Consider the following 14,264-nt stretch of genomic DNA (forward strand, 5'->3'; position numbering starts at 1 on the left):
AGGAGACCCGCATGGCCCCGACCACCGCGACCGGCACCCCGGTCGCCCGCGTCCAGCAGGCGGTCGCCCCGGCGTCCGCCGCGGGCACCCGATCTGCGGGCAGGAGGCGCGGACGTCGCGTCGACCCCGTCTTCTACCTGTTCCTCCTGCCGACCCTGGCGATCTTCACGCTCGCGATCACCCTGCCGGCGGTGATGGGCGTCTTCTTCAGCTTCACGGACTCGATCGGCTTCGGCGACTTCGAGATGGTGGGCCTGACGAACTACGTGGCCCTGGTGGGCGACCCGGCGATCCTCGCCTCGTACGGCTTCACGACGGGCTTCGCGCTGGTCACGGTGCTCATCGTCAACGTGCTCGCGTTCGCCCTGGCCCTCGGCCTGACCTCGCGGATCAGGGCGAAGACGGCGCTGCGCGCGGTCTTCGTGATCCCCATGGTGGTCTCGGGCATCATCATCGCGTTCGTCTTCCAGTTCCTGTTCTCGAACTCGCTGCCCGCCCTGGGCACGACGCTCGGCGTCCCGGGCCTGCAGGACAGCATCCTGGCCGACGCGAGCACCGCGTGGATCGGCATCGTCGTCGTCACGGCGTGGCAGGCGATCCCGAGCGCCCTGCTCATCTACATCGCGGGGCTGCTGGCGATCCCCGGCGAGGTGTACGAGGCGAGCGCGCTCGACGGTGCCGGCGGCTGGAAGCAGCTGCGCAGCATCACGCTGCCGCTCGTGGCCGGCTACGTCGTCATCAACACGATCATCGGCTTCAAGAACTTCCTCAACAGCTACGACATCATCGTCGGCCTGACGAACGGCGGCCCCGGCACGTCGACGCGCAGCATCGCGATGACGATCTTCTCGGGCTTCACCAGTGGCGACTACGCCTACCAGATGGCCAACGCCACCGTCTTCTTCGTGATCGCGGTCGCGATCTCGCTCGTCCAGCTCCGGCTCACCCGCGGAAAGGCGGCCCTCTGATGGCGAACCCCGCCCTCGTCACCCGCACGATCACGTCGTCGTCGAAGGACGCCGACGGCACGCGCCGCCGCCGGCCCGGCAGGGTCGGCCAGGAGCGCACGAACTGGGTGGCCACGGTGCTGCTCGTGATCGCGGCGATCACCGTGCTCGTGCCGCTCTACGTCACCGTCACCATGTCGCTGAAGACGAGCGCGCAGGCGGTCGACGGCAACGCGTTCAGCCTTCCGGCGCCGCTCGACCTGTCGAGCTTCGCCACCGCGTGGCAGCTGACCGACTTCCCCCGCGCGTTCACCGTGTCGGTGCTCGTCACCGCGGCGACGGTCGTCGGCACCGTGACCCTGGCCTCGCTCGCGTCGTACGCGATCGTGCGCAACTGGGACCGGCGCCTCTTCCGGTGGTCGTTCTTCTACCTGCTGGCGGCGATGTTCCTGCCGTTCCCCGTGGTCGCGCTCTCGCAGATCAAGCTCACGGGGCTCGTCGGCCTCGACAACCCCGCGGGCGTCGCCCTGCTGCACGTCATGTTCCAGCTGTCGTTCTCGATGCTTCTGTTCACGGCGTTCCTCCGCTCGCTCCCCGAGGAGCTCGAGGAGAGCGCCCGCCTCGACGGCGCCAGCACCGGCCAGGTGTTCTGGAAGCTCGTCTTCCCGCTGCTCGCCCCCATGAGCGCGACGGTCGGCATCTTCGCGTTCCTCGCCTCCTGGAACGACTTCGCGATGCCCTCGCTGATCACCGCCGACCCGTCGCTGCAGACGCTGCCGGTGCTGCAGCAGATCTTCCAGACGCAGTTCTCCAACGACTACAACGTCGCCTTCTCGTCGTACCTCATGGCGATGGCGCCCGCGATCGTCGTCTACCTCTTCACGCAGCGCTGGGTCATGGCGGGCGTGACGCAGGGCGCCATCAAGTGAGCCGACGCGACCGGCAGGAGGCGCGCCTCCTGCCGGTCGCACACCGCACGACCCCCTCCACCCCCACGAAGAAAGGCACCGCCCCCGCATGACGAACGTGCTCCACGCCCCCGACGCCGTCACCCTCACGGACGACCCCACCTGGTGGCGACAGGCCGCGGTCTACCAGATCTACCCGCGCAGCTTCGCCGACTCGGACGGCGACGGCATCGGCGACCTGCCCGGCATCACCGCCAAGGTCCCCTACCTGCGCGAGCTCGGCGTCGACGCCGTCTGGCTGAGCCCGTTCTACCCGTCGGCGCTCGCCGACGGCGGCTACGACGTCGACGACTACCGCGACGTCGACCCGCGCCTGGGCACGCTCGCCGACTTCGACGACATGGTCGCGGCGCTCCACGGCGCCGGGATCCGGCTCATCGTCGACATCGTGCCGAACCACTCGTCGGACCGGCACGTGTGGTTCCGTGAGGCGCTGGCCTCGCCGAAGGGCTCGGCCGCGCGTGCCCGCTACCTGTTCCGCGACGGCAAGGGCGAGCACGGCGAGCTGCCGCCCGCCGACTGGACCTCGACCTTCGGCGGGCCCGCGTGGGAGCCGGTCGGCGACGGCCAGTGGTACATGCACTTCTTCGCGACCGAGCAGCCCGACCTGGACTGGTCGAACCGTGAGGTCCGCGAGGACTTCCTCACGACGCTGCGCTTCTGGAGCGACCGGGGCGTCGACGGGTTCCGCGTCGACGTCGCGCACGGCCTCGCGAAGGACCTGCCGCTCGACCCGGCCGAGCTGCCCTCGCAGGCCGAGCTCGACGCCCGGACGAAGGCCGACGGCCGTCACCCGCTCTGGGACCGCGACGAGGTGCACGAGATCTACGCCGAGTGGCGCGAGGTCTTCGACTCGTACTCGCCGCCGCGCACGGCCGTGGCCGAGGCATGGGTCGACCCGGACCGGCGCGCCCGCTACGCCAGCGCCTCCGGCCTGGGCCAGGCCTTCAACTTCGACCTGCTCGAGGCCGACCCCGACGCCGCGTCCTTCCGCGACATCATCACGTACAACCTCGCGGCCGCCGCCGAGTCGGGCTCGTCGACCACCTGGGTGTTCTCCAACCACGACGTCGTGCGGCACGCCACCCGCTACGGCCTGCCGCCCCGCGGCGACGACCCCGTCAAGGCCGGCACCGCGTGGCTGCTCTCCGGCGGCACGACGCCCGTCGTCGACGTGGAGCGCGGCCTGCGCCTGGCCAGGGCGGCCTCGCTCTTCCTGCTCGGGCTGCCCGGCTCCGCCTACCTCTACCAGGGCGAGGAGCTCGGCCTGCAGGAGGTCGCGGACATCCCCGCCGACCAGCGCCAGGACCCCTCGTTCTTCCGCAACCCCGGCGTCGACATGGGCCGCGACGGCTGCCGCGTACCGATCCCGTGGACCCGCGAGGGCGCCTCGTTCGGCTTCGGCGCGGCCGCCCCGCACCTGCCTCAGCCGGGCTGGTTCGGCGACTCGTCCGTCGAGGCGCAGGAGGGCGACGCCGGGTCGACCCTCTCGCTCTACCGCCAGGCGCTCGCGCTGCGCCGACGGCTGCAGGCCGAGGAACGCCTCACCTGGCTCGACGCCGGGACCGGGCCGGGCGCGGACGACGTGCTCGCGTTCGAGCGCCCCGGCGGCTGGCGCGTGGTGCTCAACCTCGGCACCGGTCCCGTGCCACTGCCCGAGGGCGAGCTGCTCGTCGCGAGCGGCCCGCTCGACGAGGCCGGCGCCCTGCCGGCCGGGACCGCCGCCTGGCTCCAGGCGTAGCGCCCGGACGGGGTCGGGTCGGCCCGCCGGGTCGGCCCGGCTCACAGGTCGGCCGGCCCGGCTCGCAGGTCGGAAAAGGCGACAGCTGGGCGGGCAGGAGGTGCGGGTCGGCGCTCCTGGGCGGCGTGTCGTCGTGAGATGGTCGCGTTCGGCGGGGGTGGCCGCCCTGTGGGCCTGCTGTCCCGCCGGGCGGGCCCGGCTCGGTCCGCGTGCCGGTGCCTCCTGCTCATCGCCCGCCTCCTGCGCTTAGCGCCGCAGTTCGCGCGGGTCCGGGTCGGAAAAGGCGACAGCTGGGCGGGCAGGAGGTGCGGGTCGGCGCTCCCGGGCGGCGTGTCGTCGTGAGACGGTCGCGTTCGGCGGAGGTGGCCGCCCTGCGGGCCCGCTGTCCCGCCGGGCGGGCCCGGCCCGGGTCGGCCCGGCTCACAGGTTGGAAAAGGCGACAGCTGGGCGGGCAGGAGGTGCGGGTCGGCTGTCCCGGGCGGCGTGTCGTCGCGGGGTGGTCGCGTTCGGCGGGGGTGGCCGCCCTGCGGGCCCGCTGTCCCGCCGGGCGGGCCCGGCTCGGTTCGCGTGCCGGTGCCTCCTGCTCATCGCCCGCCTCCTGCGCCTGCCGCCGCAGTTCGCGCGGGTCCGGGTCGGAAAAGGCGACAGCTGGGCGGGCAGGAGGTGCGGGTCGGCTGTCCCGGGCGGCGTGTCGTCGCGGGGTGGTCGCGTTCGGCGGAGGTGGCCGCCCTGCGGGCCCGCTGTCCCGCCGGGCGGGCCCGGTCGTGCCCGGTCGGGCCCGGCCGGACCCGGCCCAGGCCGCCCGCCCCTCCGGCCGGCCGGACCCGGCCCAGGCCGCCCGCCCGGCCGCCCGCCCGGCCGGCCGGACCCGGCCAGCCCGCCCCTCAGGCCGCGGACCGCTCCGGGCGCGTGAGGGCGGCGACGAGGTCGCCCATGAGGTCGGCCGGGGACACGTCGCCCGTCGCGGGGGCGTCGAAGGCGGAGCCGACCGAGATGCTGATGAGCACGCGGGCGAGGGAGTCCGCGGAGAGCCCGGTGACGTCGCGCGTGCGCCCGTCGAAGACGAGGTCGACGAGCTCGCGCAGCGTGTCGAGCACGGCGCGCCGCTGGCGGGCGAAGACCGCCATGACGCGGTCGTCGGCGACGGCGCGGGAGCGCAGCTCGGCCATCAGCGCGAAGTCGTCGGCGGTGCCGTCGCCGTAGGGTGCGTAGGCGCGGCGCACGGCCTGGGGCAGCTCGTCGAGGGTGCCCTGGATCGACACGGGCGTGCTGCCGTCGGGCGTCATGGCGCGGAGGGCGTCGATCTGCGCCTGGGTCTCGCGTTCGAGCACCGCGATGACGAGGTCGGTCTTCGACGCGTAGTTCGAGTAGACGGCACCCTTGGTGAACCCGGCGCCGGCAGCGACGTCGTCGATGGTCGTCCCGGGGACGCCGCGCTCGGCGAAGAGCAGGGCGGCCGCCTGCAGGAGGCGCTCGCACACCTCGGCGCGCGTCGGACGCCGGGTGGGGGCGTCGGGGAGGGGTGGCACCCGGTCACCCTATCCGCCTGGCGAGCCACGCCCCGTGCCCCCCGTTCGGGGGTGTCAATACTCGCGGGTATGTAGCTGTACCATCGAGCCACCTGGTGCACCCGAAGCATCAGGTCCGAGCGGGTGCACGGCCCTCTGGGCGGTGGGTTCCCTACCCCACCGCCGGTCGTGCACCCGGCTCGATCCTCCCCCTACCCTGGTCGTCGTGCTCGTCGATCTCCTCCGTTCGCCCGGCGCCCGCGTCGGTGCGTCGGTGGCCGTCGCCACCGGTCTCTACGGCGTCTCGTTCGGGGCGCTGGCCGTCGCCTCCGGCCTCGATCCGTGGCAAGCCTGTGCGCTGAGCCTCGTGCTCTTCTCGGGCGGTTCGCAGTTCGCCTTCGTGGGGGTCGTCGCGGGCGGGGGCGCCGGGGCGGCCGCCGCCAGCGCCGCCGCCCTGCTCGGCGTGCGCAACGCCGTCTACGGCATGCAGATCGCGGCGCTGCTCCGGCCGCGCGGCTGGCGTCGGCTCGTGGCCGCCCACGTCACCATCGACGAGTCCCTCGCCACGAGCACCGGTCAGGTCGACCCCGTCGAGCAGGGCCGCGGCTTCTGGGTCGCCGGGATCGGCGTCTTCGTGCTCTGGAACCTCTTCACCCTCGTCGGTGCCCTCGCCGGCGACGCCCTCGGGGACCCGCGGCGCTGGGGGCTCGACGGGGCGGCCGTGGCGGCGTTCCTCGGGCTGCTCTGGCCTCGCCTGCGCACGCGGGAGGCGGGGGCGGTGGCGGTGGCGTGCGCGCTCGCGACGGTCCTCGTGGTGCCGGTCGTGCCTCCTGGGCTGCCGGTCATCGTGGCGGCGGTCGTCGCCGTCGGGGCGGGGCTCCTCGCGGCCCGCCGGGCGGGCGTCGTGCCCGCAGGAGGCGCGGCCGGCCTCGAGCCGGACGTCGCGCCCGACGACGCCCCGGGCGGACGCCGGAGCGGCGCCGTCGACGAGCTCCGACCGGACTCCCCGGGGCGCACCGAGGGCGACGACGGGCAGGAGGCGCGATGAGCCTCTGGGCCTGGGTCGCGGTCGCCTGCGTGGTCGGCTACGCCACCAAACTGCTCGGCCACCTCGTGCCCGCGACGTGGCTCGACGATCCCCGCGTGGCCCGGATCGCAGGGACCCTCACCATCGGGCTGCTCGCCTCGCTCACCGTCGCGAACGCCGTGTCGACCGGGCAGCAGCTCGTGCTCGACGCGCGCCTGGGCGCGCTCGCGGCCGCCGCGGTCGCGCTGTGGCTGCGGGCGCCGTTCCTCGTGGTGGTGCTGGTCGGGGCGCTCGCCGCCGCCGGGCTCCGGATGCTCGGGCTGCCCTGAGCTCGCCGGCGTGCGAGACCACCGGCGCGCGGGGCCGCGGGGCCGCTGGCTCGCGGGGCCGCTGGCGCGCGGGGCGTGGTGCCCTGAGCCCTCCGGCGTGCCATGCCGCCGACGGTCGGTGCCGGAGCCTCCTGTGCGCGACCGGACCGGACGCGGCTCAGTCGTAGACGCGGCTGAGCCGCCAGTGGCCGTCGACGTCGCGGACGACCTCGAACATGTGGGTCGTGCCCGCGCTCGACGTCGCCTGGAACCGCCAGCCCACGAACGTGCGCGGCGGGTGCGTGAGCAGCTCGTGCGACCAGTCCGACTCGCCGACGAGCCGTGTGGGCATGTCGCTCACGCGCCAGCGCAGGCCCTCGTGCACGAGCCGTGCCGGCCGGTCGCCGTCGAACCAGAGAGCCACCGGGTCGTGCGTCGTCGTGGTCATCACCTGTCGCCTCCTGTTCGAACACGTGTTCGAGTGGAGGCGAGTCTAGGTCGGTCCGGAGCTGGGTGGCAAGCGCCCCGGCGTGTCCCGGACGACGTCCACGAACGGTGGGTGCACGGAGGCCGGATCGGCCGTTCGTGGACACCGTCCGGTCGGCGGTGTCCACGAACGGCGGGCGGCAGGAGGCGCCACCCGCGTGTCGTGGACACCCTCCGGGCAGGGGCAGGGGCAGGGGCAGGGGCAGCCTGGCAGGCGGTCCGGTAGGCGGCCGGCCCCCGGCCGCGCCGACCGGCCCGGCCCGGCCCGGCCCGGCCCGGCCCGGCCGGCCCGGTTCAGCCGTCGAGGCCGACGACGCGGCCGAGGTGGTCGAAGCGCACCCAGCCGGGGCCGTCCGCGAGCGCGAGCTGCAGCACGTCGGGGGTGACCTCGTGCGTGGTGACGCCGCGCACCCGGGCGTACGAGGCGACGGCGTGCCGGTGGTCGACGACGAGGCCGGAGGCCAGCGCGTCGCCGACGGCCCCGAGCGCGCTGGCGCGCGTGGGCGCGGGCAGGACGAAGCGCGGGTGCTCCATGAGCAGCAGCGCGCGGGTGCCGCCCGCGACGGGTCCGGACCAGTACGGGTAGACGCCGGTGAGGTACGCGGCGGCGAGCACGAGCCGTTCGGGCAGCGTGGGGTCGAGCGGGATCTCGGCGCGGGTGAGCTCGTCGACGCCGTACTGCTCGCCCACCTGGCGGACCCGCCCGGCCAGCTCGATCGTGGCCTCCGGGTAGCCGTTGAGGTTCTGCCAGGCCCACAGCCACGTCGCCGGGCCGGGCGCGGCCGAGCCGACGAAGTGGGCGCGCGCGACGATCGGCTCGAGGCCCTGGGCCGAGAAGGTCAGCGTCGAGCGCAGGGCGTCGAACTGCCACGAGCGCTGGCCGAGCAGGCGGGCGACGTGCGCCTGCTGCTCGGTGCCGAGCACCGCGGCTCCGTCGACGAGCGTCTGCAGTGAGGTCTCCCCGGTCATGGGGACCACGCTAGCGCGCGGCGTCCTCCGGCACGGCGGCGTCGTCCTCGTGCCCGGCACGGCCCCGACGGCCGAGGCGCGTCGCGAGGAACAGCAGTGCGCCCACGGCGAGCAGCACCGCGCCGAACAGCCACACCTGCGCCTCCTGCTGGGTGAGCAGCAGCACGCAGGAGGCGACGCCCAGCACCGGCACGGCGGTCCAGACCCTGAAGTGGTCGTGCTCGACCCGGTCGCGGCGCAGCACGAGCACGGCGACGTTGGTGCTGATGAACACGAAGAGCAGCAGGAGCACGACGGTCGAGGCGAGCGTGGCGAGGTCGCCGACCAGCGTGAGCACCATGGCGACGAGCGTCGTGACGGCGATCGCGACCCACGGCGTGCGGCGGTTCGGCAGCACCCTGCCGAGGACGGCCGGCAGGAGGCCCTGCTCGGCCATGCCGTACGTCACGCGGCTGGCCATGATCATCGTGAGCAGGGCGCCGTTCGCGACGGCGACGAGGGCGATGAGGCTGAACAGCCAGCCGGGGACCCCGACGCCGGACGCGGCGACGACGTCGAGCAGGGGGCCGCTGCTCTCGGACAGCTCGGCCGCGGGCAGGGCGATCGAGCTGGCGAGCGCGACGAGCACGTAGACGACGCCGGCGGCGGCCAGCGAGCCGAAGAGGGCCTTGGGGTAGACCTTGCTGGGCTGGTCGATCTCCTCGGCGACGTTGGCGCTGGTCTCGAAGCCGACGAACGAGTAGTAGGCGATGATCGCGGCACCGAGGGTGGCGAGGGCGGGCGACGTGCCCTCCCGGAACTCGCCGACGCGCGAGACGTCGCCGCCCCCGCCGCCGAGCAGGACGGCCACGACGACGACGACGATCACGAGGCCGCTGACCTCGATGACGGTCATGACGACGTTGCTGCGCAGCGACTCGGTGATGCCGCGGGCGTTGAGCAGCGCGACGAGGGCGAGGAACACGATCGCGGCGAGCACCTGGGGCACGTCGAGGAACACGCCGAGGTAGTCGCCGCCGAAGGCGAGCGCGAGGCCGGCGGCGCTGACGACGCCGGCGGCGAGCATGGAGAAGCCGACGAGGAACGACACGACCGGGGTGCGGAACGCGCGCTCGGCGAAGACGGCGGCGCCTCCGGCCCTCGGGTACTTCGTGACGAGCTCGGCGTAGGAGCCCGCCGTGAGCAGCGCGAGCAGCAGGGCCAGCAGGAGGGGCGCCCACAGCGCCCCGCCCACCTCGGCCGAGAGCGTGCCCATGAGGGCGTAGATGCCGGCGCCGAGCACGTCGCCGAGGATGAACAGGAACAGCAGCGGCCCGGTGATGGCCCGCTTGAGCTTGGTCCCGCCGGGCGCGGTGGTCCCCATGGGGCTCGCCCCGCCCGGTGCGGGGGTGGTCGTGTCGCGGTCCATGCGGTCCTGCCCTTCGGTGGCGCACCGGCGGCACCGCTGCGGCACGCGACGGTAGGCCCGTCCTGCACGTCGTGCACGGGCTTGACACGACGGCGCCGGGTGGTCCCGCGCCCGTGCCCGTGCACGGGCCGGGGACGTGCGAGAGGCACCCCGCCGGGACGGGGTGCCTCTCCGGGGTGCGCCGCGAGGGCGCGCACGAGGGGTCAGGAGGTCCGGGTGCCGTCCGTCCCGTCGGTCGCCGTCGCGTCGGTGCCGGCCGTGCCCGTGCCGGTCGTGCCCGTGACGGTCATGTCGAGGTCGTCGAGCCGGTCGTCGATGGCCGGGTCCGTGGAGACGGCCTCGGGCGACGTGAGCAGGACCGGGCCCGTGGCGGGCGGGGTCGAGGGCGCCGCGACCTGCGTGCCCCGGGAGCCGAGGACGCGCCTCCTGACCGCCGCGAACGGCCGCGGCAGCGCGCCGAGGAGCCCGCCGCGCTCGCTGGGCGCCTCGACCTCGAGGCCGTAGTACTGGCCCACGTGCTCGAGCAGCACGTCGCGCTCGGCCTTGTCGTAGGCGCGGCGCTCGCGGTTGAACGCGATGATCGTCGACCAGCAGGTCAGCAGCAGCACGATGCTGAACGGCAGGGCCGTCGTGATGGCCGCCGTCTTGAGCGCGTCGAGCCCGCCGGTGAGCAGCAGGGCCACGGCGAGGAGCGCCGCGACGAGGGCGAAGAACACGCGCATCCAGTTCTTCGGCTCGATGTCGCCGCCGGAGGCGATCATCGCCATCACGAGCGAGCCGGAGTCGGACGAGGTGACGAAGAACACGCCGATGAGCAGGATCGCCCCGACGGTGAGCACCGCGCCGGCGGGCAGGCCGCCGAGCAGGGCGAACAGCGAGCCCTCGATGTCGACCGAGCCGTCGGCGCCGATGAGGCCGCCCGAGCCGTCCGTCTGCTGGTGGATCGCCGCACCGCCGAGCACCGCGAACCAGAGGAACGTGAGGGTGGTCGGCACGAGCAGCACGCCCGCGACGAACTGCCGGACCGTACGGCCCTTCGAGATGCGCGCGATGAAGATGCCGACGAAGGGGGCCCAGCTCATCCACCAGCCCCAGTAGAAGGTGGTCCAGGCGCCCTGCCACTCCTCGCCCGCCGCGCCCTGCTGGGCGGTGACGTTGAACGAGAGGCCGACCACGTTCTGCAGGTAGGCGCCGATCGACTGCACGAAGTCGCGCAGCAGGAACTGCGTCGGACCCACGATGAGCACGAACAGCAGCAGTGCCGCGGCCAGGATCAGGTTGAAGTTCGAGAGGATCTTCATGCCCTTGGTCACGCCCGTCACGAGCGACACGATGGTGACGGCCGTGATGACGCCGATGATGGCGATCTGGCCCACGGTGGAGCTGTCGGCGATGCCCGCGGCCTCGAGGCCGGCACCGATCTGGATCACGCCGAGGCCGAGCGAGGTCGCGACGCCGAACAGCGTGCCCACGAGCGCGATGACGTCGATGAGGTTGCCCCAGCCGCCGCGCACGCGGTTGCCGAGCAGGGGCTCGAGGGCCCAACGGATCGACACCGGTCGACCACGACGGTGGATCGCGTAGGCCAGCGCGAGGCCGAGCACGACGTAGATCGCCCAGGCGTGCAGGCCCCAGTGCAGGAACGTCTGCGTGAGCGCCTGCTGTGCGAGCTGCGCCTCGGTGCCCGTGACGCCGGGGCGCGGCGAGGCGAAGTGGCTGAGCGGCTCGGAGACGCCGTAGAAGACGAGGCCGATGCCCATGCCCGCGGCGAAGAGGAGGGCGAACCACGAACCGGTCGAGAACTCGGGCTCGTCGGCGTCCTTGCCGAGCTTGATGCGGCCGAAGCTGCCGAAGCCGACGAAGATCGAGAAGCCGACGAAGAACGCGGCCACGAGGACGTAGTACCAGCTGAAGTTGCGGACGATGCCGCTCTGCAGGCCGAGGAAGAGGGCCTCCGCCGAGCTGGGGGCGACGAGCGTGTAGGCGACGAAGCCGAGGACGACGACGGCGGCCGGCCAGAAGACCCATCGGTGGACGCCGGAGCTCGTCGTGACGGGCTCGGAACCGGGCGGTGAGGCGCCTGCGGGCACCGTTGACGGGGACGAGGTCGGGGTGGACATCCGTCCATGGTGCCTGGTCGGCGCGCCGACCGCACCGGCTGCCCCTCGTCCGGGGGTGGCCGGCAGGAGGCGCGACGGGGGAGGAGGGGTCGCTCGCGCTGCGTCCGGGGGAGGACCCGGCATCGTGCGCACGACCCATCCGGGGACGACCCGGGGGCGACGCGGTGACGGCGCCCCGCTCCGTAGCGTCGCCCCATGACCGCGATCAGCACGTCCCGGCCGGAGGCCCGCCCCGGTGCACCGGCCCGCCCCGCCGCGGCGCCACGCCCTGCCGCTGCCGCGATCCCCGCCCGGCCCCTGTCGCCCGCGCACCCCGTGCGGACCCTCCTGCTCGTCGTCCTCCTGCTCGTCGCGCTCGCGGTGGCCGTGCTGCTCGCCCTGCCCGGCGACCCCGTCGTCGTCGGTCGCGCGGGACCGGGCGTGCTCGCGGCGCTCGCCGTGCTCGTGGCCCTGGTGGCGGCCACGGTGCTCGTCGTGGCGGGCGCGCGTCGCGCCTCCTGCCGGTGGCGCGAGCCGGCCCGTGCCGTGCTCGGCCTCGGCGTCGCGGTCGTCGTCGCGACCACCTGGGCGGCCGCCCTCGGCGCGGGCCTGCTCGTGGCCTCCGTGGCCGGCGTCGACCGCTGGACCACCGTCGGCGAGGTCGACGGCCGGAGCGTCGTCGTGCGCGAGTCGACCTCGGTCACGGGGCTGCGCGTCGCGGTCGGCGTGCGCGACGGCTGGCGGGTGCGGGTCGGCTCGACCCCAGGAGGCGCGCTGTCGTCGCCCGGCGAGCCCACCGGGCACCCCTCCGCGGCGGGCGGCTACGCGCTCGAGCCGGGCGACGGCGAGGGCTCGCCCGCGGTGGTGTCGTTCGAGCTCGACGGTCCGCGACGGCTCGAGGTGCCGCGCGGCTGACGCCGGCGCAGCCGTCGGCGCGGCGTAGCAGCCGGTGGCGCTTGTGTCGAGATCTGGGCGGGCCGGCCGTCCACGAGGGATGCTCGTCGTGCTTCGCGGGCGGTTCAGGGTCGCGAGGCCGGCGGTGGGGCCGCTTCGGGTGCGTGCCCCACCGCCCCTTCCCGCTCCGCACGGGCGCGCCGCTCGACGCACGCGGGCCGTACCCCTTCTCCGCGCCCTCCGTGCCGCCCGGGTACCGTCGGCCCCGAGGAGGGCCCAGCGCACGTGTCGCCCGGCACGGTACCCGAGCCGCCAGACGCGGTCGCGCCGACGAGGCACCGGCACCGTGCGAGGTGTCCCCGCACACCATCTCAGCCCGGACCCCGCTGACGGCGAGGTCCACCCGGGCCGTCAGGAGCACCACCATGGGGTACATCGTCTACGACGGGGAGGTCCTCGAGTTCAAGGTCGAGGACCGCCTCCTCGCCCACCTCCAGATCGTCATCGTCAACAAGTTCCGCCGCGGGGAGTCGTTCCTCTTCTCCTGGCACGAGCCGCCCGAGACGGGCGACGGCCGCGCCACGGTCTGGATGTCGCCCGACATCGGCCTGCGCTTCAAGTTCGCTGGCAGCCGGGCCCCCGACATCAACCCGACCTGGCTCGCGCTGCTCTACGAGGAGGCCAGCTCGGGGCGGGGCCTGCACGTCGTCGACGAGCCCGCCCGCGACCCGGGCACGCGCCTGCCGGGCACGAGCGGCGCCCCCGTCGACTGGACGGTCGAGCGTGCCGACCCGCCGCGGCGCCGCGCCGCGCGCCCGCCCGGCGGCTGACGCGGGCCTCAGCGGGTCTCGGGGTCGAGGTTGAGCACGGTGCCGATGAACAGTCGCTGGTCGTCGCCGACGACCTCGAGGCCCGCGTTGAGCCAGATGAGGGCGGCGGTCGTGATGCCGAAGCGCGCGGAGACCCCGGCGACGGTGTCGTCCGCCGCGACGAGGTAGCTCCGGGGCGTGCCGTCCGCGGCCGCCTCGCCGACGGCGCCCGTGGCACCCGCCCGCGGGCCGGACTCGACGGGTGCGACGTTCGTCTCCCTCGTCGGCACCGACCAGGTGACGGGGTCGACGGCGAGCACCTTGCGCGGCCCGATCTCGACGGGCACGTCGGTCGACTCCGTCGACGAGTAGGTCACGAGCGTGCCCAGGTACGACGGTGCCGTCGTGCCCGGCAGGCCGGTGGTGAGCGCCTCGGGCGTCGTGGTCGGACCACCGAGCTGCAGGTCGCCCGGGCCGACGGCGGTGAGGCCGTCGCCGACCGAGGGCGCGATCTCCATGAGGGTCACCGAGACCGGCACGGGCAGGGTCGAGGTGAACCCCGTGTACTCGGTCTCGTACGAGTCGTCGCCGACCGCCACGATCCGGTAGTGGTACCGGATGCTGCCCTTGGGCGAGGTGACGTCGCCCTCGGCGACGACCGTGCCCGCGGCGACGGGCGTGATGCTCGGGGGCGGTGCGTCCTCGGCGTCGGACTCGGGCGTGGCCGCCGACGGGGTCGGCTCGCCCGTGGGGGTCGGCGTCGGGGTCGGGGCGGGCCTCGGCGTGCGGGTCGCGCTGCGCGTGGGGGAGGGGCCGGAGGTCGGGGTCGGCCGGTCCGCGGCGGTCACCGGGGCGATCCAGTCCTCCACGAGGAAGGACCCGCCGACGACGAGCGCGGCCGCGACCGCCAGGCCGCCCGCGGCGAGCGCGATCGTGCGGCCCCGGCCGCGGGTGCTCCCGGCCGTGCCGTCGTCGTCGTGACGGTCGTCGTCGTCCGACGGTCGTGGCTCCTGCCCCCAGGGGTCCTCCGGACCCCGCCCCTGCTCCTCAGACATGACTCCCCCTCAGGGAGAGCATAGGAGCAGGGGCAGGGGCAGGGG

General features: G+C 74.5%; 13 protein-coding genes. 7 read left to right on the forward strand and 6 right to left on the reverse strand.

What is annotated here, in order from left to right; translation table 11 throughout:
* Window positions 1-11: 11 nt before the first annotated feature.
* The 3 genes from ACYVHQ_RS07155 (at window position 12) to ACYVHQ_RS07165 (ending at window position 3,656) form a co-directional block, all read left to right on the forward strand.
* Complete coding sequence (locus ACYVHQ_RS07155; protein WP_460511548.1) at window positions 12-968, forward strand: carbohydrate ABC transporter permease; 957 nt, start codon at window positions 12-14, stop codon at window positions 966-968.
* On the forward strand, window positions 968-1,876 hold the full coding sequence (locus ACYVHQ_RS07160; protein WP_460511550.1) for a carbohydrate ABC transporter permease: 909 nt from the start codon (window positions 968-970) through the stop codon (window positions 1,874-1,876). The genes ACYVHQ_RS07155 and ACYVHQ_RS07160 overlap by 1 nt, the downstream gene beginning before the upstream one ends.
* Before the next feature lie 88 nt (window positions 1,877-1,964).
* On the forward strand, window positions 1,965-3,656 hold the full coding sequence (locus tag ACYVHQ_RS07165) for a glycoside hydrolase family 13 protein (protein WP_460511551.1): 1,692 nt from the start codon (window positions 1,965-1,967) through the stop codon (window positions 3,654-3,656).
* Between the two features lie 884 nt (window positions 3,657-4,540).
* Here the strand turns inward: ACYVHQ_RS07165 and ACYVHQ_RS07170 are convergent.
* On the reverse strand, window positions 4,541-5,185 hold the full coding sequence (locus ACYVHQ_RS07170) for a TetR/AcrR family transcriptional regulator (RefSeq protein WP_460511553.1): 645 nt from the start codon (window positions 5,183-5,185) through the stop codon (window positions 4,541-4,543).
* Window positions 5,186-5,390: 205 nt separating this feature from the next.
* Here ACYVHQ_RS07170 and ACYVHQ_RS07175 point away from each other — a divergent pair, with 205 nt between their 5' ends.
* On the forward strand, window positions 5,391-6,212 hold the full coding sequence (locus ACYVHQ_RS07175; protein ID WP_460511555.1) for an AzlC family ABC transporter permease: 822 nt from the start codon (window positions 5,391-5,393) through the stop codon (window positions 6,210-6,212).
* Window positions 6,209-6,520: an AzlD domain-containing protein gene (locus tag ACYVHQ_RS07180; RefSeq protein WP_460511557.1), complete on the forward strand. Its 312-nt coding sequence runs from the start codon at window positions 6,209-6,211 to the stop codon at window positions 6,518-6,520. Before ACYVHQ_RS07175 ends, ACYVHQ_RS07180 begins: the two co-directional genes overlap by 4 nt.
* A 157-nt stretch (window positions 6,521-6,677) precedes the next feature.
* On the opposite strand, the gene ACYVHQ_RS07185 is transcribed toward ACYVHQ_RS07180, so the two are convergent.
* The 4 genes from ACYVHQ_RS07185 to ACYVHQ_RS07200 all read right to left on the reverse strand — a co-directional run bounded on the left by ACYVHQ_RS07185 (window position 6,678) and on the right by ACYVHQ_RS07200 (window position 11,482).
* Window positions 6,678-6,947: a hypothetical protein gene (locus tag ACYVHQ_RS07185; RefSeq protein WP_460511558.1), complete on the reverse strand. Its 270-nt coding sequence runs from the start codon at window positions 6,945-6,947 to the stop codon at window positions 6,678-6,680.
* A 332-nt stretch (window positions 6,948-7,279) separates the two neighbouring features.
* A complete protein-coding gene (locus tag ACYVHQ_RS07190) occupies window positions 7,280-7,954 on the reverse strand; it encodes a DUF6882 domain-containing protein (protein WP_460511560.1) in 675 nt (224 codons plus the stop codon).
* 10 nt (window positions 7,955-7,964) lie between these two features.
* Window positions 7,965-9,362: an APC family permease gene (locus ACYVHQ_RS07195; protein WP_460511562.1), complete on the reverse strand. Its 1,398-nt coding sequence runs from the start codon at window positions 9,360-9,362 to the stop codon at window positions 7,965-7,967.
* Window positions 9,363-9,565: 203 nt separating this feature from the next.
* The gene (locus ACYVHQ_RS07200; RefSeq protein ID WP_460511564.1) at window positions 9,566-11,482 is read right to left on the reverse strand and encodes a BCCT family transporter; all 1,917 of its coding nucleotides are present in this window, start codon (window positions 11,480-11,482) and stop codon (window positions 9,566-9,568) included.
* Window positions 11,483-11,677: 195 nt separating this feature from the next.
* On the opposite strand from ACYVHQ_RS07200, the gene ACYVHQ_RS07205 reads away from it, so the two are divergent.
* Window positions 11,678-12,376, forward strand: a complete 699-nt coding sequence (locus ACYVHQ_RS07205; RefSeq protein ID WP_460511565.1) for a hypothetical protein — start codon at window positions 11,678-11,680, stop codon at window positions 12,374-12,376.
* A gap of 404 nt (window positions 12,377-12,780) precedes the next feature.
* A complete protein-coding gene (locus tag ACYVHQ_RS07210; protein WP_460511567.1) occupies window positions 12,781-13,185 on the forward strand; it encodes a DUF7882 family protein in 405 nt (134 codons plus the stop codon).
* A gap of 8 nt (window positions 13,186-13,193) precedes the next feature.
* Here ACYVHQ_RS07210 and ACYVHQ_RS07215 read toward each other — a convergent pair whose 3' ends face one another.
* The gene (locus ACYVHQ_RS07215; protein ID WP_460511569.1) at window positions 13,194-14,219 is read right to left on the reverse strand and encodes a LysM peptidoglycan-binding domain-containing protein; all 1,026 of its coding nucleotides are present in this window, start codon (window positions 14,217-14,219) and stop codon (window positions 13,194-13,196) included.
* Between the last annotated feature and the right edge of the window lie 45 nt (window positions 14,220-14,264).

The organism is Frigoribacterium salinisoli (assembly GCF_054781095.1).

Excerpts from the sequence above, each read along its gene's own strand:
- ACYVHQ_RS07155 (WP_460511548.1), top strand. The coding sequence starts at position 12 with ATGGCCCCGACCACCGCGACCGGCACCCCGGTCGCCCGCGTCCAGCAG.
- ACYVHQ_RS07160 (WP_460511550.1), top strand. The coding sequence starts at position 968 with ATGGCGAACCCCGCCCTCGTCACCCGCACGATCACGTCGTCGTCGAAG.
- ACYVHQ_RS07165 (WP_460511551.1), top strand. The coding sequence starts at position 1,965 with ATGACGAACGTGCTCCACGCCCCCGACGCCGTCACCCTCACGGACGAC.
- ACYVHQ_RS07180 (WP_460511557.1), top strand. The coding sequence starts at position 6,209 with ATGAGCCTCTGGGCCTGGGTCGCGGTCGCCTGCGTGGTCGGCTACGCC.
- ACYVHQ_RS07185 (WP_460511558.1), bottom strand. The coding sequence starts at position 6,947 with ATGACCACGACGACGCACGACCCGGTGGCTCTCTGGTTCGACGGCGAC.
- ACYVHQ_RS07190 (WP_460511560.1), bottom strand. The coding sequence starts at position 7,954 with ATGACCGGGGAGACCTCACTGCAGACGCTCGTCGACGGAGCCGCGGTG.
- ACYVHQ_RS07195 (WP_460511562.1), bottom strand. The coding sequence starts at position 9,362 with ATGGACCGCGACACGACCACCCCCGCACCGGGCGGGGCGAGCCCCATG.
- ACYVHQ_RS07200 (WP_460511564.1), bottom strand. The coding sequence starts at position 11,482 with ATGTCCACCCCGACCTCGTCCCCGTCAACGGTGCCCGCAGGCGCCTCA.
- ACYVHQ_RS07205 (WP_460511565.1), top strand. The coding sequence starts at position 11,678 with ATGACCGCGATCAGCACGTCCCGGCCGGAGGCCCGCCCCGGTGCACCG.
- ACYVHQ_RS07210 (WP_460511567.1), top strand. The coding sequence starts at position 12,781 with ATGGGGTACATCGTCTACGACGGGGAGGTCCTCGAGTTCAAGGTCGAG.
- ACYVHQ_RS07215 (WP_460511569.1), bottom strand. The coding sequence starts at position 14,219 with ATGTCTGAGGAGCAGGGGCGGGGTCCGGAGGACCCCTGGGGGCAGGAG.